General features: G+C 57.8%; 13 protein-coding genes, 6 tRNA genes and 1 pseudogene. 16 read left to right on the forward strand and 4 right to left on the reverse strand.

Annotated elements, in window-relative coordinates:
• Window positions 1-11: 11 nt before the first annotated feature.
• From HMPREF9623_RS00145 to HMPREF9623_RS00215, 15 genes and pseudogenes are all read left to right on the forward strand, one after another.
• Window positions 12-860, forward strand: coding sequence for a phosphatidate cytidylyltransferase (locus tag HMPREF9623_RS00145; protein ID WP_009531862.1), 849 nt, complete (start codon window positions 12-14; stop codon window positions 858-860).
• A gap of 11 nt (window positions 861-871) precedes the next feature.
• The gene (locus HMPREF9623_RS00150) at window positions 872-2,035 is read left to right on the forward strand and encodes a 1-deoxy-D-xylulose-5-phosphate reductoisomerase (protein ID WP_009531863.1); all 1,164 of its coding nucleotides are present in this window, start codon (window positions 872-874) and stop codon (window positions 2,033-2,035) included.
• A gap of 27 nt (window positions 2,036-2,062) precedes the next feature.
• Entirely contained in the window at window positions 2,063-3,130 is a 1,068-nt protein-coding gene (locus HMPREF9623_RS00155; protein ID WP_009531864.1) for a M50 family metallopeptidase, read from the forward strand.
• Window positions 3,131-3,139: 9 nt separating this feature from the next.
• Window positions 3,140-4,210: a flavodoxin-dependent (E)-4-hydroxy-3-methylbut-2-enyl-diphosphate synthase gene (gene ispG / locus HMPREF9623_RS00160; RefSeq protein WP_009531865.1), complete on the forward strand. Its 1,071-nt coding sequence runs from the start codon at window positions 3,140-3,142 to the stop codon at window positions 4,208-4,210.
• Window positions 4,207-8,733 (forward strand): PolC-type DNA polymerase III, encoded by a 4,527-nt coding sequence (locus tag HMPREF9623_RS00165; RefSeq protein WP_009531866.1) that lies wholly within the window; start codon window positions 4,207-4,209, stop codon window positions 8,731-8,733. The genes ispG and HMPREF9623_RS00165 overlap by 4 nt, the downstream gene beginning before the upstream one ends.
• Before the next feature lie 75 nt (window positions 8,734-8,808).
• Window positions 8,809-11,208 (forward strand): leucine--tRNA ligase, encoded by a 2,400-nt coding sequence (gene leuS / locus HMPREF9623_RS00170; RefSeq protein ID WP_009531867.1) that lies wholly within the window; start codon window positions 8,809-8,811, stop codon window positions 11,206-11,208.
• Window positions 11,209-11,535: 327 nt separating this feature from the next.
• A tRNA-Pro gene (locus tag HMPREF9623_RS00175) sits at window positions 11,536-11,609 on the forward strand.
• 30 nt (window positions 11,610-11,639) lie between these two features.
• A tRNA-Glu gene (locus HMPREF9623_RS00180) sits at window positions 11,640-11,711 on the forward strand.
• A 40-nt stretch (window positions 11,712-11,751) separates the two neighbouring features.
• Window positions 11,752-11,825, forward strand: a tRNA-Pro gene (locus HMPREF9623_RS00185).
• A gap of 25 nt (window positions 11,826-11,850) precedes the next feature.
• Window positions 11,851-11,922 (forward strand) — tRNA-Glu (locus HMPREF9623_RS00190).
• Between the two features lie 4 nt (window positions 11,923-11,926).
• Window positions 11,927-11,999: transfer RNA gene (locus HMPREF9623_RS00195), tRNA-Thr, on the forward strand.
• A gap of 129 nt (window positions 12,000-12,128) precedes the next feature.
• A pseudogene (locus HMPREF9623_RS00200) lies at window positions 12,129-12,989 on the forward strand (transketolase); the annotation flags it as partial.
• Entirely contained in the window at window positions 12,986-13,927 is a 942-nt protein-coding gene (locus HMPREF9623_RS00205) for a transketolase family protein (RefSeq protein WP_009531869.1), read from the forward strand. The pseudogene HMPREF9623_RS00200 and the gene HMPREF9623_RS00205, both read left to right, overlap by 4 nt.
• Before the next feature lie 42 nt (window positions 13,928-13,969).
• Window positions 13,970-15,070, forward strand: a complete 1,101-nt coding sequence (locus HMPREF9623_RS00210; RefSeq protein ID WP_009531870.1) for a DegT/DnrJ/EryC1/StrS family aminotransferase — start codon at window positions 13,970-13,972, stop codon at window positions 15,068-15,070.
• An 8-nt stretch (window positions 15,071-15,078) separates the two neighbouring features.
• Window positions 15,079-15,807 carry an HAD family hydrolase gene (locus tag HMPREF9623_RS00215; protein WP_009531871.1) on the forward strand — a complete coding sequence of 243 codons (729 nt, stop codon included), beginning with the start codon at window positions 15,079-15,081 and terminating at the stop codon, window positions 15,805-15,807.
• A gap of 108 nt (window positions 15,808-15,915) precedes the next feature.
• On the opposite strand, the gene ftsH is transcribed toward HMPREF9623_RS00215, so the two are convergent.
• On the reverse strand, window positions 15,916-17,820 hold the full coding sequence (gene ftsH / locus HMPREF9623_RS00220) for an ATP-dependent zinc metalloprotease FtsH (protein WP_009531872.1): 1,905 nt from the start codon (window positions 17,818-17,820) through the stop codon (window positions 15,916-15,918).
• A 326-nt stretch (window positions 17,821-18,146) separates the two neighbouring features.
• Here ftsH and HMPREF9623_RS11055 point away from each other — a divergent pair, with 326 nt between their 5' ends.
• A complete protein-coding gene (locus HMPREF9623_RS11055) occupies window positions 18,147-18,374 on the forward strand; it encodes a hypothetical protein (protein WP_083826727.1) in 228 nt (75 codons plus the stop codon).
• Here the strand turns inward: HMPREF9623_RS11055 and HMPREF9623_RS00225 are convergent.
• The 3 genes from HMPREF9623_RS00225 to HMPREF9623_RS00235 form a co-directional block, all read right to left on the reverse strand.
• A tRNA-Val gene (locus HMPREF9623_RS00225) sits at window positions 18,348-18,421 on the reverse strand. The genes HMPREF9623_RS11055 and HMPREF9623_RS00225 overlap by 27 nt on opposite strands.
• 84 nt (window positions 18,422-18,505) lie before the next feature.
• The gene (gene aroA / locus HMPREF9623_RS00230; RefSeq protein WP_009531873.1) at window positions 18,506-19,795 is read right to left on the reverse strand and encodes a 3-phosphoshikimate 1-carboxyvinyltransferase; all 1,290 of its coding nucleotides are present in this window, start codon (window positions 19,793-19,795) and stop codon (window positions 18,506-18,508) included.
• Between the two features lie 29 nt (window positions 19,796-19,824).
• The gene (locus tag HMPREF9623_RS00235) at window positions 19,825-20,913 is read right to left on the reverse strand and encodes a prephenate dehydrogenase/arogenate dehydrogenase family protein (protein ID WP_009531874.1); all 1,089 of its coding nucleotides are present in this window, start codon (window positions 20,911-20,913) and stop codon (window positions 19,825-19,827) included.
• Between the last annotated feature and the right edge of the window lie 40 nt (window positions 20,914-20,953).

Here is a 20,953-nt window from a genome sequence, read left to right on the forward strand (position 1 = left end):
GGAGTATGCACATGTCCCGCCTGTTGAACATCCTTGGCAGCCGGAAGTTCCACCTGCGTCTCTTGAGCGGCATTGTGCTGGTGTTGCTTGCGTTTCTCGCGCTGCGGCGCGGCGGTATGGTGCTTTATTGCAGCATGATGGCAATTTCGCTGATCGGGCAGTTCGAATTGTATCGCGTCGTCAAGACAGAGCGAGAGCCGCTCGGCATCGTCGGCTATCTCTCGAGTATTGCGTATTACCTCTTGTTGCTCGCACGGCACTATGACTACGGCATGCCGCTCATGATCGGCACGCTGATGGCGCTGATGGCGCTCTTTGTGCTGAGCTACCCGCGCTATCGCACCGAGCAGATTGCGGTCGGGCTCATGGGCGTGCTCTATACAACCGTGATGTTCTCCTATGTATACCGCGTGCGCAGCATGCCGCACGGCGCCTATCTGGTCTGGCTCATCTTCATCTCGAGCTGGGGCTGCGACACCTGTGCCTATGTGGTCGGCATGCTGGCAGGTTCTCATCACTTCGCGCCGGTTCTCAGTCCTAAAAAGACGGTCGAGGGCGCAATCGGCGGCGTCGCGGGGGCAGCGCTTCTCGGCCTGGCCTTCGGCTTTTTCCTTCGCGCAGAGCTCGCGGAACTCGGGAACCCGGGCTTTGCCTGCCTGTTTGCCTGCGCCTTCAGCGCGGTGATTTCGCAGATCGGCGATCTCGCGGCTTCGGCGATCAAGCGTGACCACGAGGTCAAGGACTACGGCGATCTGATTCCCGGACACGGCGGTATTCTGGACCGGTTTGACAGCCTGCTCTTCACCGCACCGGCAATCTTCTTTGCGCTGTTTCTCTACAGTTACTTTGTCCGTCATTGAGGAGGCAAGATATGAGACATATTTCCGTTCTCGGTTCCACGGGTTCCATCGGCACACAGACTCTCGAGGTGGCGCGCGCCAACGGCGACATCCGCATTGAGGCGCTTGCGGCGCGCGGAAACATTGCGCTGCTCGAGGAGCAGATCCGTGAATTTCACCCGCGCACGGTCTGCGTCTACGATGAAGCGAAGGCGGCAGAGCTGAAAGTCAAGGTCGCGGACACCGGAACCAAAGTCTACGCCGGGCAGGAGGGCCTAATCGAAGTTGCGACCGAGGCTAAGGCAAAGACGCTGGTCACAGGGATTGTCGGAATGATAGGCATTGAGCCGACCGTCGCGGCAATTCGCGAGGGCAAGAACATTGCGCTCGCAAACAAGGAGACGCTGGTCTGTGCGGGGCACATCATCATGCCGCTCGCCGCTCGCGAGGGCGTCAAGATACTGCCGGTCGACTCGGAGCACTCGGCCATCTTTCAATGTCTCCGCGGCAACAAGAAGAATCGGATCCGGAAAATTCTGCTGACCGCTTCCGGCGGCCCGTTCCGCGGCTACACGAGAAAGCAGCTCGAGAAGGTGACCTTGCAGGACGCCCTCCGGCATCCGACCTGGAACATGGGGCATAAGGTGACCATTGATTCCTCGACCATGGTCAACAAGGGACTTGAGCTCATTGAAGCGCGCTGGCTCTTCGATGTCGAGGTTGATGAAATCGAGGTGCTCGTGCAGCCGCAGAGCATTCTGCACTCCGCGGTCGAATTTATGGATGGCGCGGTCATGGCGGAGCTCGGCACCCCGGATATGAAACTCCCGATTCAGTATGCGCTCTATTATCCGAAGCGCAAAAAGCTCGCCGGCAGCAAGCGCCTGGACCTCGCAGCGCTCGGCAAGCTGGATTTTTCGGCGCCGGACTTCAAGGCGTTCCCGGGTTTAAAGCTCGCCTACCACGCAGGCCGACTGGGCGGCAGTCTGCCGACCGTCTTCAACGCGGCAAATGAAGTCGCCGTCCGCGCCTTTCTCGATGAGAAAATCAGCTATCTGCAAATTGCGTCCTGCATAGAAGACGCGATGGAACAGCACGAGAAGGTCGGGCTGCTCGGGTCGCCGGCCGTCTCGGATATACTTGCGCTTCAGAAGTCCACGGAGGCGTGGCTCAAGGCGCGTTATCACCTCGCATAACGATAGATCGGATAGAGAGGAGAGTTTGTGCATCAGCTTGTCAATATCATTCTGGCCGTTTTACTCTTTGGGTTTATTATCTTCTTTCATGAGCTCGGGCATTTTCTTGCGGCGCACCTCTTCGGCGTCGGCGTGGACAGCTTCTCGCTCGGCATGGGACCAAAGATTATCGCAAAGAAGCGCGGCGATACCGAATATGCGATTCGCGCCGTGCCGTTCGGCGGTTTTTGCGCGATGCAGGGAGAAGATGAAAGCAAGAGAGAGCTAAGGCCGGGGGACTTTACGGCCCATGCGCCCTGGCAGCGTTTTTTCATTCTGATTGCCGGCGCTTGCTTTAATTTCCTGCTCGCGTTTCTGCTCGGACTTGTCCTGGTCATGCAGACGGGTGTCGACAAGCCTTATATCGGACAGCTTATGCCCGGCATGCCGGCGGAGGAAGCGGGACTGAAAGCAGGGGATCGCATTCTCGCGGTCAACGGCAGCAAGGCTGTCTTTTTCCGCGATGTCTCGATGGCGCTCCGGTTCCATGCGGGCGAGCCGATTACCTTCCGCTATGAGACGCCGGCGGGTGAAAAGCGCACGGTCACGGTGACGCCGAAATACTTAAAGGAGCAGGACGGCTACTATACGGGCATTGTGTCCGCGGGAAGCATGCCGGTCAAAAATCCGGCGGAGCTCGTCTACTATGCGGCCGGAGAAGTGGGGCTCAACATCCGCATGGCGATTCAGTCTGTGCGCATGCTCGTCAAGGGGGCGGTATCTCCGAAAAATCTGACCGGGCCGGTCGGCATTGTCCAGGCCATCAGCGAGAATATGGACGCGGCGCGCCCCTACGGGCTTCGCGTCATGCTGCTCTCGCTGTTTTCGTTCGGCCTTTTACTCAGCGCAAACCTTGGGGTCATGAACCTCTTGCCGCTCCCCGCGCTGGACGGCGGCAGAGCGCTGCTCACGGCGGTCGAAGCCGTGATACGGCGTCCCCTGAACCGGAAAATCGAGGCGACAGTCCACCTGACAGGCTTTGTCCTGCTGATGGGACTCATGCTCTATGTGCTCTGGAATGACATTATGCGCATTGTGCAGCACACGGGCTTCTAAGGAGAAGAGATGAGAGAACGTCATAAGACAAGGGTGGTGCGAATCGGCGATGTCGCAATCGGCGGCGATCACCCGATTCGCATCCAGTCGATGTGCAATACGAAGACAGAGGATGTCGAAGCGACAGTCGCGCAGATTCGCGCGCTCACGGCGGCGGGCTGTGAGATTGTGCGGGTCGCCGTGCCGACCATGGCGGCGGCGGAGGCCTTAGCGGAAATCCGGCGGCAGATCAAAATTCCGCTGGTCGCGGACATTCACTTTGATTATCGTCTGGCACTTGCGGCCACGGAACACGGCGCCGACAAGATACGCATTAACCCCGGCAACATCGGCGAGGATTGGAAGCTGCGGGAAGTTGTGAACGCCGCAAAAGAGCGCAACATCCCGATCCGGGTCGGCGTGAACTCGGGTTCGCTCGAAAAAGATTTGCTGCAAAAATACGGCGGTGTGACTGCCGAGGGTATTGTGGAGTCCGCACTCGAAAAGGTGCGCCGTATCGAGGAACTCGGCTATGAGAATCTGGTCATCAGCATCAAGTCCTCGGACGTGCTGATGTGCATCCGGGCGCATGAGCTGCTCGCGGTCGAGACCGATTATCCCCTGCACATCGGCATCACCGAGGCGGGGACGCTGCTCCGCGGTACCGTGAAGTCCGCGGTCGGACTCGGCGTGATTCTCTACGAGGGCATCGGCGACACGATACGCGTCTCGCTGACCGGGGATCCGCTTGAGGAAATCAAGGCGGCGCGCGAAATTTTAAAGAGTCTCGGCCTTCGGAAGGGCGGTGTCGAGGTTGTGTCCTGCCCGACCTGCGGCCGCACGGAAATCGATTTGATCGGCCTCGCGAACCGGGTCGAGAGTCTCGTGGAGCGCTACAGCGACCTGGATGTCCGCGTCGCGGTTATGGGTTGCGTCGTGAACGGCCCCGGCGAGGCGCGGGAGGCCGATTTCGGCGTGGCAGGCGGCAAGGGTGCGGGCGTTCTGATTCGAAAGGGCGAGGTGATACGGACCATGCCCGAAAGCGAACTGCTCCCGGCTCTGGAGGCCGAATTGCAGCGCATCAGGGCGGAACGGCGATGAAAGCATTTACCGAAGTATTTCCGCATTTTCAGGCGACAGCGGCAGAACAGGCGCTTGTCGCCTGCTTGCTTGTGGAGCGGGTTGTGGTCTCGGACGATATGGCCCGTCTGACGGTCTATGTGGTCTCGCGCAGTTTTGCCGAGCGCGCTACGTTTCAGGCGCTCGCGGAGGAGATGCGAGAGCAGCTCTTCGGGAAACGAAACATTCGTGTCGAAGTGCGAGAGCGCTTTCAGCTCGGCGGCGATTTCACCGCGGAGCAGCTGTTTCAGGCCTACCGGGACAGCCTCTTGGAGGAGCTGAGAAGCCGTTCGCTTCTCGCCGCGCGGATTCTGGAGCGCGGCAAGGTGCGTTTCCCTTCGCCGAATGTGTTGCTCTGCGATGTCGAAGATATGTCCTTAAACCGCTCGGTGATGCAGGATTTGCGCCGCTATCTGGAAGAAGAGGTTTTTGAGGGCCGCTGCGGGCTCAAAATGGAGTTTCGGCCGAATTTTGTGCCGTTTGAAAAGAAGCAGCTTGCCGAAGTGCCGGCGGAGGCGCTCGCCGTGCGGCAAAAAAAAGAGGAAGAAGAGGGTTTCTTCCTCCCGGCGGAAGGTGCAGCGGACACGCTGCCGGGAGAGCCGGACAGCGCGCCCCCTGCGAAGCAGCCGGCCGGCGACAAAGCCGCCGCGCCGAAAAAGAATCCGGCGGAGAAAAAAGGCAACGAGAGCAAAAGCCGTTTTTCCGGTGACAAGTTTCGCGGCGAGCGGCGCGAGTATTCGCGCTCCTCACGCCGCTCGGACAATCCCGATGTGCTCTACGGCAGGGATTTCGACGACGAGTGCACGCCGATTTCGGAGATCACGGAAGTCGGCGGAGAAGTCACGCTGCGCGGCAAGATTTTTGAACTGGACACGCATTTTATCGAAAAGAGCGGCAGCACGCTCTTTGTCTTTTCCGTCACGGACTATACGGACTCGATCACCGCGAAACTCTTTGTGCGCGGTGAAGGCGAGGAGCTGGACCGCCTGAAGGGAGCTTTAAAGGTCGGTGCGTTTTTCAAACTTCGCGGCGCGACGACGATTGACAGCCGGGACGGCGAGCTGATTCTCGGCGCCGTGCGCGGACTGAAGAAGACCGAACCCTTTGAGGAATCGAAGCGGGAGGATCACGCGAGAGAGAAGCGGGTGGAGCTACACTGTCACACGAAAATGAGCGATCTCGACGCCGTGAGCAGTGCGAAGGATATTATCAAGCAGGTGAAGCGCTGGGGCATGGAGGCGGTCGCCATCACCGACCACGGCAATTTGCAGGCCTTCCCGGAGGCCTGGCACACGGTCTCCGATGACCGGGAAAACAATCCGAAAATCATCTACGGCGTCGAGGGCTATCTGGTCGATGACTTGAAGGAACTCGTCATCTCGCCGGGGGAGAAGACACTCGACGACAGCTTTGTGGTCTTTGACATTGAGACCACCGGTTTCTCCCCGCGGAAAAACAAAATCATCGAGATCGGCGCGGTGAAACTGGAGGGCGGAAAGATTGTGGACCGCTTTTCGCAGTTTGTGAACCCGGAGCTGCCGATTCCCTATCACATCGAGCAGTTGACCGGGATTAACGATGCGATGGTGCGAACCGCGCCGACCATCGGGAAGGTGCTGCCCGACTTCCTCGCCTTTTGCGGCGATGCCGCCGTGGTCGCACACAACGCGAGCTTTGACACGAGCTTTATCCGCGAGAATGCGCGCTCGCTGGGGCTTTCCTATGCGCCGACCATTCTTGACACCGTGAGTCTCGCGCATGTCCTGCTGCCGAAGCTGAACCGCTATAAGCTCGATACGGTCGCGAAGGCGCTCGGCGTGTCACTCGAAAACCATCACCGCGCGGTCGATGATGCCGAGTGCACGGCCGGCATCTTCTTAAAGTTCATGGGGATGCTAAAGGAACAGGGGGCGCATACCCTGGTCGAGGTTGCGACGCTCGGCGACAGCTCCGAAGCGCTGATTAAGAAGATGAACAGCTACCATGTGATCATCCTCGCAAAGAATGAGCTCGGGCGGGTAAATTTGTACCGCCTTGTCTCGGACTCGCACTTAAAGTATTTTCAAAAGCGCCCGCGGATTCCGAAGAGCGAACTGCAGCGCTATCGCGAGGGGCTGATCATCGGCTCCGCCTGCGAGGCAGGCGAGCTCTACCAGGCGCTGCTCCGCGATGCCCCGGAAGAAGAGGTGAACCGCATCGCGAACTTTTACGACTATCTGGAGATTCAGCCGATCGGGAACAACCTCTTCATGCTGGACAGCGACCGCTTTGCCCCGGACACCGAAGAGGATTTAAAGAACTTAAACCGCCGCATTGTAGCGCTCGGCGATGCGCTCCAGAAGCCTGTGGTCGCGACCTGCGACGTGCATTTCCTGAATCCGGAAGATGAGATTTACCGGCGCATGATTTTCTTCGGCAACAAATACGAAGACGCCGACAAGCAGCCGCCGCTCTATTTCCGGACCACCGAGGAGATGTTGAAAGAATTTGCCTACCTCGGTCCCGAGAAGTGCGAAGAGGTGGTCATCAAAAACACGCAGAAAATTGCGCGCATGGTGGAGCGCATCTCTCCGGTGCGCCCGGACAAGAGCCCGCCGGTCATTGACCGCTCGGACGAAAAGCTCACGGAACTCTGCTATGGCAAGGCCTACGCGCAGTACGGAAACCCGCTTCCGGAGATTGTGAAGAACCGGCTCGAAAAGGAGCTGAGCTCCATCATCAAGAACGGCTTCGCCGTCATGTACATCATTGCGCAGGAACTCGTGAAGCACTCGAACGAAGAGGGCTATCTCGTCGGCTCTCGCGGCTCGGTCGGCTCCTCCTTTGTCGCCTACACGGCGGGCATCACCGAGGTGAATCCCCTGCCGCCGCACTATGTCTGCCCGAACTGCCGATACTCGGACTTCGATTCCGAGATTCCGAAACGGTTCGCGGGGACCGCGGGCTGCGACATGCCGGATCAGATATGCCCGCACTGCGGCGCGAAGCTTAAAAAGGACGGTTTTGACATCCCGTTTGAGACCTTCCTCGGCTTTAAGGGCGACAAGGAGCCGGATATCGATTTGAATTTCTCCGGTGAAAACCAGAGCTCGGCGCACGCCTACACCGAGGTCATTTTCGGCAAGGGGCAGACCTTCCGTGCGGGAACCGTCGGCACGCTCGCCGAGAAGACGGCCTTCGGCTATGTGAAGAATTACTTTGAGGAGCACGGGACCAGAAAGCGAAAGTGCGAGATTAACCGCCTCGTGCAGGGCTGCGTCGGCGTGCGGCGTACCACAGGGCAGCATCCGGGCGGTATTGTCGTCTTGCCGAAGGGCGAGTCGATTTACTCCTTTACGCCCTTGCAGCATCCGGCGAACGATGCGACTTCGCCGATTATCACGACACATTTCGAGTATCACGCGATCGATCATAACCTCCTGAAACTCGATATCTTGGGACACCAGGATCCGACCATGATACGCATGCTGCAGGATCTCACACAGATCGATCCGGTGAAGGACATCCCGCTCGATTCGCCGGAGGTCATGAGCCTCTTTCAGAGCACCGAGGCGCTCGGCGTGAAACCGGACGATATCCTCGGCTGCCAGCTCGGCGCGCTCGGCATTCCGGAGTTCGGCACCGACTTCGCGATGAACATGGTCATCGAGGCCAAGCCGAAGGGCTTTTCCGATTTGGTCCGCATTGCGGGACTCGCGCACGGCACCGATGTCTGGCAGGGCAATGCGGAAGTGCTGATTTCCGAAGGCACGGCGACCATTCAGACCGCCATCTGCACGCGAGACGACATCATGCTCTCGCTGATTCAGTGGGGCATGGACCCGCAGGAGAGCTTTAAAATCATGGAGTCCGTCCGAAAGGGCAAGGGACTCACGCCGGACTGGGAGGCACACATGCGGGAGCACGAGGTGCCGGACTGGTATATCTGGTCCTGCAAAAAGATCAAGTACATGTTCCCGAAGGCGCATGCCGCGGCCTATGTCATGATGGCGTGGCGCATCGGCTACTGCAAAATCTTTTATCCGCTCGCCTACTACGCGGCCTATTTCTCCATCCGCGCGACCGGCTTCAGCTATGAGGGTATGTGCCAGGGCAAGGAGCGGCTTGAATTCCTGCTCGCCGAATTAAAGAAGCGGGACTACAGCGGCAACCGCGTGAATCCGCTGACGCCGAAGGAAGAGGATATGGTCAAGGACGGCAGAATTGCCCAGGAAATGTATGCGAGAGGCTTCTCGTTCCTGCCGATCGACCTCTACCGCGTCAAGGCAACGCAGTTTACGATTGTGGACGGAAAGATTATGCCGGCGCTCACCTCGATCGACGGACTCGGCGAGAGTGCGGCGGAGCAGATTGTGCGCGCGGCGGCCGGGGGGCAGTTTATCTCGAAGGACGATTTCCGCGCGCGGAGCGGCGTGGGGCAGACCATCTGCGATCTGCTCGACAAACTCGGTATCCTCGGCAAGCTCCCGGAGTCGAACCAGCTCTCGCTCTTTGATCTCATGTGAGTGCCCTGTTTGACAAATAAAAACAGAAAATTTACAATCTAAGTTCAGATACCGATAGAAGACGGAGGAAAGGCGATGGACTACTCGTTTCAGAAGATAGAGCCGAAGTGGCAGGCAAAGTGGGAGGAAGAGGGCATCTTCCACGCGGAGGATTTTTCAGAGAAGCCGAAGTTCTACGGCCTCGTGGAATTTCCTTACCCGAGCGGCGCAGGCATGCATGTCGGCCACATCAAGGCGTACTCGAGCATCGAAGTGCTCTCGAGAAAGCGGAGAATGCAGGGCTACAATGTGCTGTTCCCGATCGGCTTTGATGCCTTCGGCCTGCCGACCGAGAACTATGCGATCAAGACCAACACGCACCCGCGCGAAATAACGGACAAGAACATTGCGAAGTTCTCGGAGCAGTTGAAGCGCGTCGGCTTCTCCTTTGACTGGACCCGTGTCATCGACACTTCCCGCGACGACTACTACAAGTGGACCCAGTGGATTTTCTTAAAGCTCTTTGAGAAGGGACTCGTGTTCCGCAATAAGACCCTAGTCAACTATTGCCCGTCCTGTAAGGTCGTGCTCTCGAATGAGGACAGCCAGGGCGGCAAGTGCGACATCTGCCACTCGGATGTCATCCAGCTTCCGAAGGATGTCTGGTACTTAAAAATCACGAAGTACGCGGATAAGCTTCTCCTTGGCCTCGACGAGGTGGATTATCCCGAGAACATCAAGCAGCAGCAGGTCAACTGGATCGGCAAGTCGACAGGTGCTTTCGTCGAGTTTCAGTTAAAGGATCTCGATGAGAAGCTTGAAATCTATACGACGCGCTGTGACACGCTCTTCGGCGTGACCTTCATGGTCATTGCGCCCGAGCACCCGCTGATTGACAAGTTCTCGTCTAAGATTCAAAACATGGACGCCGTGCTCGCTTACCGCGAGGAGGCTTCCCGTAAAACCGAGTTTGAGCGCACCCAGCTCGTCAAGGACAAGACAGGTGTCCGCATCGAGGGCATTACGGCCGTCAATCCGGTCAGCGGCAAGGAGATTCCGATTTTCATTTCGGACTATGTCATGATGGGCTACGGCACCGGCGCGATTATGGCGGTGCCGGCGCACGACCAGCGCGACTACGAGTTCGCAAAGCGCTTCGGTGCTGAGATTATCCCTGTCATTGAGGGCGGCGATCTCGAGAAGGAAGCCTACAGCGGCGACGGCGTCATGATTAACTCCGACTTCCTGAACGGTATGACCAACAAGAAGGATTCGATTGCGCGCATGCTCGAATTCCTCGCGGAGAAGGGCATCGGCCACGCGGGTGTGCAGTTCAAGATGAAGGACTGGGCCTTTAACCGTCAGCGTTACTGGGGTGAGCCGATTCCGCTGATTCACTGCCCGAACTGCGGTGTGGTCGCGGTTCCTTACGAGGAACTTCCGCTCCGCCTGCCCGATATGGATAACTTTAAGCCCGGTGAGGACGGTCAGTCGCCGCTTGCGAAGGTCGAGTCGTTCGTGAACTGCACCTGCCCGAAGTGCGGCGGTGCGGCAAAGCGTGAGACCGATACCATGCCGCAGTGGGCGGGTTCCTCCTGGTATTTCCTTCGCTACTGCGACCCGCATAACAGCGAGAAGTTCGCGGACAGAGAGAAGATTAACTACTGGATGCCGGTCGACTGGTACAACGGCGGCATGGAGCATGTGACGCGCCACCTGATTTATTCCCGCTTCTGGCACCACTTCCTCTACGACCTCGGCGAGGTCAATACGCCGGAGCCCTATAAGAAGCGCTCGGCGCAGGGCATGATACTCGGCGCGGACGGCGAGAAGATGAGTAAGTCGAAAGGCAATGTTGTGGATCCGCTGGACATCGTTTCCCAGTACGGTGCGGATACGCTTCGCGTCTATGTGCTCTTCATGGGCGATTACGGCTCCGCGGCGCCGTGGAACGACAGCTCGGTCAAGGGCTGCCGCCGCTTCTTGGAGCGCGTGTTTGCGCTGCAGGATATCGTGGTGCCGGAGACAGTGAAGTCGCTCGAGGCTTCGCTCCACAAGACCATCAAGAAAGTATCGGCGGACATCGAAGAGCAGAAGTACAACACAGCCATTGCTGCGCTCATGACCTTCCTGAATGAGGTCGGCAAGGAGAAGAAGATCGGCAGAGAGCAGCTTCTCTGCTTCGTGAAGCTTTTGAATCCGTTTGCGCCGCATATCGCCGAGGAGATTTATCAGAATCAGGGCGGCGAGGGCTCGCTGCAGCTTGCTTCCTGGCCGGAGCACGATGAGGCGAAGACCGTCGACGAGAGCATCGAAATCGGCGTGCAGGTGAACGGTAAGCTTCGAGCGACCGTGACCATCCCGACCGACTGCGAGAAGAGTGAGGCGCTCGCACTCGCAAAGGCGGACGAGAAAGTGCAGGCCGCACTCGAGGGCAAGAACCTCGTCAAGGAAATCTATGTGCCGAATAAGATTGTGAACCTGGTGGTAAAGTAATAGCGACAAGAAGAACCGCTCTCCCCCTGCCTGCGGAAGCAGACGGGGGGAGAGCGGTTTATTTTGTTTCGTTGCAGTCTGTTAACAGGCAGGATTGGTATCAGAACCGACTATTTCGGTACTTGTTGATCAGCACATGTTTTGTGATACGACAAGCAGTTTGCAGAGGAAATACAGACGGATGATTGTAAGAGGTTCGCCATGTCCGATTTCAGACTGTCCTACCTGATTTTGCAATCCAGCGAGAGATTTCCTTTATTCTTTTCAAATTTTTGTTGACAAGTTTGTGGCTGTCCAGTATACTGTCAAAGCATTGAGGAAACAGTTCGAGGCGTGGCTCAGTTTGGTAGAGCGCAGCGTTCGGGACGCTGAGGCCGCAAGTTCGAATCTTGTCGCCTCGACTCGCTCTGAAAAGAGCATGCAACAGGTAAGGCCGATTGGTCAAGCGGTCAAGACGGAGCCCTCTCACGGCTCAAACCCGGGTTCGATTCCCGGATCGGTCATTTCGAGTGTCAGCTCGGAGAAAAGATATATCGTTTTTATCGAGGCGTGGCTCAGTTTGGTAGAGCGCAGCGTTCGGGACGCTGAGGCCGCAAGTTCGAATCTTGTCGCCTCGATTCACCCTGAAAAGGGTAGCAACAAGGCCGATTGGTCAAGCGGCTAAGACGGAGCCCTCTCACGGCTCAAACCCGGGTTCGATTCCCGGATCGGTCACTTTGCTTTCGTAGCGCAGTTGGTAGCGCAACGCATTCGTAATGCGTGGGTCGCCGGTTCGAGTCCGGCCGAAAGCTCGATGAAGCTCAGGTGTAAGCCTGAGCTTTTTTGATGTCTGGTTCAGGGCGATTCGCGCAAGCTTTTTCGCAAGATAGGTTCTTCTCTTATATAGAAGCTTTTGCTATACTGAATCCAAAGTCTGTTTTAGACTTTGGGGACAGGAGGAGACAAATTACATGGATAATCAGGAGCTGAAACGATATGCGCTAAAGCTGCGGAGAGGTATACTCCGCGCCACACATGCGGCTGCGTCCGGGCATCCGGGCGGCTCTCTCTCGGCAACGGAAGTGTTCACGCTGCTTTACTTTGAGGAGTTACACGTTGACCCGAAGAACCCGGAGGATCCGAAAAGAGACCGCTTTGTGCTCTCGAAGGGTCACTGCGCACCCGGCCTTTACGCGGCGCTCGCGGCGAGAGGCTTTTTCCCGGAGGAAGATCTTTTAACCCTCCGCCACATCGGCTCCTATTTACAGGGCCATCCGGACATGAAGCACATTCCGGGGGTCGATATGTCGAGCGGTTCGCTCGGTCAGGGCATCTCCGCAGCGGTCGGCATGGCACTCGCGGCGAAAATTTACGGCGAGTCCTATCGCACCTATGCGTTGCTCGGCGACGGTGAGATTGAAGAGGGAGAGGTCTGGGAGGCAGCCATGCTCGCGGGCTTTCGGAAGCTCGACAACCTCGTGGTGATTGTCGACAACAACAATCTGCAGATTGACGGCCCGATTGACGAGGTGAATTCGCCCTATCCGATTGACAAGAAGTTTGAGGCCTTCAACTTCCATGTGATCAATGTGGAGGATGGCAATGACTTTGATCAGCTTCGCGCGGCATTCGCGGAGGCGAGAAATACGAAGGGCTGTCCGACGGCCATTGTCATGAAGACCGTGAAGGGCAAGGGCATTTCCTTCATGGAAAATCAGGTCGGCTGGCACGGCAAGGGCCCGAACGATGAGGAGCTCGCAAAGGCTCTGGCGGAACTGGATAAGGCGGAGGAGATGTTATGAGTCAGGGAAAAAAGATTGCGACCCGCGAGAGCTACGGCAGAACCCTCGCGGAACTTGGAAAAGAACATGAAGATTTTCTCGTACTGGATGCCGATCTCGCGGGTTCCACAAAGACCGCGGTGTTCCGCAAGGCATTTCCGGAGCGCCACATCAACTGCGGCATCGCCGAACAGAACATGATCGGTGTCGCAGCCGGCATTGCCGCGACCGGGCGCGTCGCGTTTGCGAGCTCGTTTGCGATGTTTGCGGCGGGCAGAGCCTATGAGCAGATTCGGAATTCCGTCGGCTATCCGCAGCTCAATGTGAAGATTGCGGCGACCCACGGCGGCATCTCGGTCGGCGAGGATGGCGCGACCCACCAGTGCAACGAGGACTTTGCGCTGATGCGCACCATCCCGGGCATGGTGGTCATGGTGCCGTCGGATGATGTTGAGGCCGAGGCCATGGTGCGCGCCGCGTATGCGCACAAGGGACCGGTCTACATGCGCTTTAGCCGCCTTGCGACGCCGGTGTTCAACAATCCCGAGACCTACCGGTTTGAAATCGGCAAGGCGATTACAATGCGCGAGGGCAAGGATGTCGCGATTATCGCGGCGGGTCTTCCGGTCGCTTCTGCGATGGAGGCAGCGGAGAAGCTCGCGGCCGAGGGCATTGAAGCGCGTGTCATCGACATGCACACCATTAAGCCGCTCAATGAGGAGGCTGTGCTTCGCGCAGCCAAGGAAATCGGCAAGATTGTCACGGTCGAGGAGCACTCGGTCATCGGCGGTCTCGGCTCCGCAGTTGCGGAAGTGCTCGCAGAGCAGTGCCCGGCAAAGTTAAAGCGTGTCGGCGTCTATGACCGTTACACGGAGTCCGGCCCCGCAGAGGCACTGATTCATCACTACGGTCTGGACGGCGAGGGTGTGTATAGCGCGGTCAAGGCCTTTCTCGCGTAACGGAACAGAGACCGCCACAGGCCTAAGAGGCAGGGGGAGAGAATGGAGAAAAAAATACTGGTGACGCGTTCTTCGCTGCCGCCGCTCGAAGAGTATGTCGAAGAGATTCGCGATATTTTTGAGAGTCGCTGGCTCACCAATATGGGAGTCAAGCACGAGGCTTTGACCGAGGAACTCCGCCGCTTTTTCGATGTTCCGGAGGTAACGCTCTTTCAGAACGGTCATCTCGCGCTTGAGTTTGCCCTGCAGGCGCTCGGCCTCCGCGGCGAAGTGATTACAACGCCCTTTACCTTTGCCTCGACGACCTGGGCCATTGTCCGCGCGGGACTCACACCGGTCTTTTGCGACATTGACCCCGAAACCTACACGCTGGATCCGGCAAAACTCGAGGCACTGATTACTCCGCGCACGGCGGCAATTCTGCCCGTCCATGTCTACGGCACGCTCTGTGATACCGACGCGCTCGCGGAGATTGCGGCGCGCCATCATCTCCCGCTGATCTATGATGCGGCGCATGCGTTCGGGGTGAAAAAAGACGGAAAGAGTGCGGCCTCGTTCGGTGATGTCGCGATGTTCTCGTTCCATGCGACCAAGGTATTTCACACGATTGAGGGCGGCGCGGTCTGCTGTCATGATCCGGAACTGAGTCAGAAATTGTTCCGACTCAAAAATTTCGGCATTCAGGAGAACGAGACCTACTGTATCGGCGGCAACGGCAAGATGAACGAATTTGAGGCGGCCATGGGGCTCTGCAACCTCCGGCATTTTCCCGAGGAGATTACCAAGCGGAAGCAGGTCTATGAGCGGTATCGGGAGCGACTCACGGGTGTCACAGGGCTTAAGCTCCCGCCGCAACAGGCGAATGTGACGCCGAACTACGCCTACTTCCCCGTCGTCTTCCTGGATGCCTACGGGGAGACGCGGGATGAGGCGGCAGAGCGCCTGCAGGCGAGAGGCTACTTCCCGCGGAAGTACTTTTATCCCTGCACCAACGCGTTTCCCTTCCTCGGACAGCGCTACACGCCGGAGAGCACGCCGATTGCGGCAGCCGTTTCCAGACGTGTGCTGACCCTGCCGCTCTATGCGGATTTGGAATGCGCGGACGTGGACGAAATCTGCCGCATCCTGCGGCGTGAAGTTTGAGAGGAAACATGATTAAAGCAATTATTTTTGATCTCGACGATACGCTCTACAACTTCAAGGCGGCTCAACGGGCAGGCGCAGACGCCTGGGCAGCCTATGCGAAAGAACAGTTTCAGCTCCCCGAAGAGCAGACGCGCCGCGAAATAGAAGCGCTGATTGCCGAGCAGGCGGAGAAAATGGGGCCCATCGCGGCGTCTCATAACCGCGTGTTGCGCGCGGAACTCTGGCTTGCAAAGCGAAATCTCCCTGTCTTTCCACACGCGACCGCGCTCGCAGAGCGCTACTGGCAGGCACTGCTGGATGCGATGGTGCCGCAGGAAGGTGCCGTCGAAATGCTCCGGGATCTGCAGATGCGAGGCTTTCTGATCGGCATCGGCACGAATATGACCGCCTATGTGCAGTACAAGAAGATTGAGAAACTGGGGCTCGGCGACATCGTCGACTTCATCGTGACAAGTGAGGAGTGCGGCGTGGACAAGCCGCTCCGCCACTTCTTTAAGTACAGCGCGAAGAAGGCAAACGAGACGCTGGCGCGCGCGGGAAGAGCGGAGCGCATCGAGATGAACGAGATACTCTTTGTCGGGGACTCCGTAAAACACGACCTCGAGGGTGCCCATGCGGCAAAGATGCAGGCCCTGCTCTTTGACCCGGAGAATGCGCATCCGGAAGAAGAGGAGCGGATACAACGCTTCTCCGAGCTCCCGGAAGTGTTGAAGCGCCTCTCCGCCGAGATGTGAGGAATGGATAGAGTACGAAAAAAGCAGCCGAAAGGCTGCTTTTTTGTATTACAAAATATAAGCGTTGCGGGAGGCCGTGCGTTTCGTGCCCTGTCCGTGGGCTATGGCTCACTGCAGGCTTTCGTCGCTGTGGAACGGCTTTGCAAGCGAAGCGTAGGCCGAGGGACGGTTCAGAATATCCATGAACTGCTCGCCGGTGATGGTCTCCTTCTCATAGAGGAACTGTGCGAGCTCGTTTAGCTTGTCCTTGTTCTCGCGGAGCAGGGCAACGGCTTTGTCGTGTTGCTCCTGTACCAGGGTTACAACGCGCTTATCGATTTCCTCTAGGGTCTTTTCCGAGCAGGTCGAGTGTGTTTCGTCGCCGAGATAGCGGCTGTCGCGCTGGGAGAGCTGGACCATGCCAAACTGTGGATCCATGCCGTACTGGGTAATCAAAGCTCTCGCAATCTTGGTCGCCTGCTCAATGTCGTTCGAGGCGCCTGTCGTGATCACACCGAACTCGACTTCCTCGGCGGCGCGGCCTGCGGTGTAGGTGCAAATCTTATTCAGCAGGTCTTCCTTGCTGTAGAGGTATTTGTCGTGTTCTTCGATCTGGAGGGTGTAGCCGAGCGCGCCGGAGGTGCGGGGGATAATCGTGATTTTCTGCACCGGTGCGGAGTGACTCTGCAGAGCTGCAACCAAAGCGTGACCAATCTCATGGTAGGCGACGGTCGCCTTTTCTTTGTCGGTCAGCACTGCGTTTTTCTTCTGGTAGCCCGCGATGACGGTCTCGACGCTCTCTTCGAGGTCCTGCTGGTTTGCAACCTTGCGGCCGCTTCGAACCGCGCGGAGCGCCGCTTCGTTGATGATGTTCGCAAGCTCGGCGCCGGAAGCACCGGAGGCCATGCGCGCAATCGTGTGGAAGTTCACATTGTCCGCGAGACGCACCTTCTTTGCGTGCACCTTGAGGATTTCTTCTCTGCCCTTTAAATCCGGGAGTTCCACCGGAATCCGGCGGTCAAAGCGGCCGGGGCGGAGGAGAGCCGGATCCAGGGATTCGGGGCGGTTGGTCGCCGCGAGGATGATGACGCCCGAATTCCCCTCGAAGCCGTCCATCTCGGTGAGCAGCTGATTTAAGGTCTGCTCGCGCTCGTCATTGCCGCCAATCGAACCGGCCGTGCGCTTGCCGCCGATGGCATCGATCTCGTCGATAAAGACAATACAGGGAGCTTTCGCCTTGGCCTGCTGGAAGAGGTCGCGCACCTTCGAGGCGCCCATACCGACAAACATCTCGACGAATTCCGAGCCGGAAATCGAGAAGAAAGGAACGTTCGACTCACCGGCAACAGCCTTGGCGAGCAGGGTCTTACCGGTTCCGGGCGGGCCGACGAGCAGGATGCCCTTCGGCATCTGCGCGCCGATCGCGGTGTACCGGCTCGGATCCTTTAAATACTGCACAATTTCCTGCAGACTTTCTTTTGCCTCGTCCTCCCCGGCCACATCGTGGAAGTGGATGCCGTCGGTGGACTTTACATATTCCTTGGCATTGCTCTTGCCGAAGTTGCCGAAGGGGCTGCCGCCGAGACCGCCGCCCATGCCGCCGCCCATCTTGGAGGCGAGCGAGCTGAACTGGCGGCTCAGAATCTGCCAGAAAATGATCATGAAGATAATCGGGATGACCCAGTTGTAGAGGAGCTTCTCCATGGGCGTCTGCACATGAACGATGTCGGTGCGGAAATCCGCGCCCGCGCTGTAGAGCCGCTGGGTCAGATCCGGGTCTGTCATGACGCCGGTTTTATAGATGGCGCTCTGTCCCTTCTCCGTGAATACAATCTGGTTTGTGTCCACCTGAACCTTGTCAATTTTCTTCTGGGACGTCAGATCCATGAAGACATTATAAGAAACTTCTTTAATTCTCGCGTTTTGCAGCTGTGGCATAACAACTGCATTCAGAATCAGAGTAATGAGAAGAATCACAAAGTACAGATTGGGAATCAGCGGTGTGGGCTGTTTGGGGTTCTTGTTCTCCTGCATGGTTTCTCCTTTGCTTTGATATGTTATATAGTTTGTAGCACAAGCGTACAGGATAAGCAAGAGATGGTGTGAAAAGTTTATCAAAAGATTAGAAATGAACGCGTTCGGCGCTGCCATAGAGGAAAGACAGACCGGAAAAGTCGGAAATCGGCAAAGCGAGAATGCGAATCAAGCAAGGCAGAGGGAAGTGAGCACGAAAAGGAAAGGTGCGCCGTTGAAGATGAGCGTACAGGAGGAAAAGGCAGAGGTAAAAGCTACATAGAGAGGCGGCCTCGCGGGAAGGAAATAAGGTAGGGAAATACAGGTGTTTCCGCAGGAGAAAACCTGTGAAAAGAAGAATGGTGCCGCAAGAGACAAAACAGCGGGAGAGAAAGTCGGCAAAAGAAAGAGAAGCAAAGGAAAGAGGAAATGAACCGGAAGAGATAAAGCGCGAGAAAAAGAAAGGCTGTCGGATCAGAGACGAGAAGAAAAAGCAAAGGATTTGCGATACAAAAAAACTCTGCCGATTATCGGCAGAGTTTCATTCGTGGGACCGAGGAGGCTCGAACTCCTGACCTTTCGCGTGTGAGGCGAACGCTCATCCCAGCTGAGCTACGATCCCGCAAAGCACTTGTTTATAATAGCACATCGGCGCCAGAATGCAAGTGCTTTTTGTGAAGAGCTGAAAAAGTGTAGTTCGATGCCTTTAATTCCGGAGACTCTCGAGGTCCTCGTAGAAGGTCGGCGCGGAGATGTTGACGCACTCGGGGTGGGTGATTTTCACTTCCCCGTCGGTTACGAGCGAGAGAATCGCAAAGCTCATCGCGACGCGGTGATCCAAGTAGCTCTCGACCTCGCCACCGTGAAGCGCAGCGCCACCGTCAATCATGAGGCCGTCTTCGGTCTCCGCGACCTTAGCGCCGAGGCGGCTTAGTCCCTCCGCCATGGTGTGAATGCGGTTCGACTCTTTCACTTTCAGTTCCGCGGCATCGCGAATCACAGTGCGTCCCTCGGCGCAGGCCGCGGCGACTGCGAGTACCGGAAGTTCGTCGATCAGGCGGGGAATCAGCTCGCCGCCGATTTCGGTGCCGTGGAGCGGCGCGTAGCGCACCAAAAGATCGGCTGCCGGTTCGCTGTCCTCGTTCCGGACATCCAGAACCTCTATCTTTGCGCCCATCGCGCGGAGCGCCGAAATAACGCCGTCCCGCGTCAGGTTGATGCCGACATTCCGGAGGACCACCTCGCTGCCCGGCACGATGCTTGCGCCGACCAGAAAGAAGGCAGCGGAGCTGATATCGCCCGGCACGGAAATTTCGGTGCCGTAGAGATTTTCGGTCTCGGAGACGGTGACGGCGGGGCGGCCCTCGAAGCTGCCGGTCGAGACCTTGGCGCCGAAGGCGCGAAGCATGCGCTCGGTGTGGTCGCGGGAGAGCGCGGGTTCGGTGACCGTGGTCTGTCCGGAGGCATAGAGCCCGGCGAGCAGCACGGCGGATTTCACTTGGGCAGAGGCAATCGGCGAGTTAAAGTGAACGCCGTAGAGCTGTTTGCCGCGAATCGAAAGCGGCGCACAGTCGTTTCCGGAGATACTCTTGATATCGGCGCCCATCGCACAAAGCGGTGTGATGACGCGCTTCATCGGGCGGCGTTGAATCGACGCATCGCCGGTCAGAACGGAAGAGAAGCGCTGCGCGGCGAGCACGCCGCTTAAGAGTCGTGTGGTTGTGCCGCTGTTGCCGCAGTCGAGTGCCTCCGCAGGCGGCATGAGCTCCCGGAGTCCCCGCCCGAGAATCGTCACAGAGCTGCCGCGCTGTTCAATCCGTACGCCCATGCTGCGGAAGCAGCGTATGGTGGAGAGGCAGTCCTCGCCGGGCAGAAAGCCCTCGATTTCGGTCGTGCCGGTCGCGAGCGAGCCGAACATCACGGCGCGGTGTGAGATGGATTTGTCACCGGAAATGACGAGAGAGCCTCGGAGCGGCGTGGAAGCGGATAAGTGCATGGAAAACTCCTTTCTCTGCGTAGAGCAGATCAGCGGTTCATCTCGAGTTCAAAGCCGTAGCCGTTTAAGAGAGTGGTAGCCTTCTGGCAGCTGTCGGCGTCATAGAATTCAATGCGGAGCGCGCCGTCGCCGCTCTCCCGGTTGTGATTGATGCCGATATTTTTGACATTTACGTTTCCGGCGGCGAGAATCGCGGCGATGATCGAAATCGCTCCCGGCTTGTCGGCGACATGCACCGAGAACGAGTACTGCGCGCTGAGTAGGCCTGCGGCGTCACTGAACTGGTCGCGGAACCGTCCGGATTTCAGAAAGAGCTCGTGAATTGCCTGCATGTTGTCGTCCTGCAGGGCAGTGCGGATTCCCGCGAGCGCATCCATGTAGCGGTCAAGGACGGTGAGCACAGCGTCCCGGTTGGCAGAAAAAATCTGCTGCCACATGATGGGTGAAGAACTCGCAATGCGGGTGATGTCCTTAAAGCCGCCGGCTGCGAGCGAGCGCATGGTGTGTGCCTCGTTGTCCGTGTCCTTCACGAGGTTTACGAGCGCAGCCGCAATAAGATGCGGGAGATGGGAAATCGTTGCGACCGCTTGGTCGTGGGTCGCGGCGTCAATCACATAAGGGTTCGCAAGCATACGGTGTACGAGCGCCTCCATTCGCTTGCGCATCTCCGGGCGCGTCTCGGCGGTCGGGCAGAGCAGATAAAAGATGTTTTCGAGGAGCAGGGCATCCGAATAGATATAACCGCTCTTTTCGGAACCGGCCATCGGGTGACCGCCCACGAACTGCGCGCCGAGGCCGAGGCGCAGCACTTCCCGTTCTATACTCTGTTTGCTGCTGCCGACATCGGTAATCAGCGTGTCCGCTGTCAGAATGTCGCGGAGCGCGGCGAGATAGCTGCTGTTGGTCTCCACCGGCGCGCAGAGAAACACCGCGTCACAGTCGGCGAGGCAGGGCTCGGTGCCGGTGAGAATGCGGTCTACCGTGCCGTCCGCGCGCGCCTCTTCCAACATCTCCCGCGAGGGCATGTAGGCATAAATTTGACAGTCCGGCTCCCCCGCTTTCAGTGCCTTTGCGATGGAACCTCCGATGAGTCCGAGACCGATGAAACCGTAAGTCATATGTAACCTCCTGACAATTCTTCTATTTTATCGGCTCTGA

Source organism: Stomatobaculum longum (assembly GCA_000242235.1).
Taxonomy (GTDB): Bacteria; Bacillota; Clostridia; order Lachnospirales; family Lachnospiraceae; genus Moryella; species Moryella longum.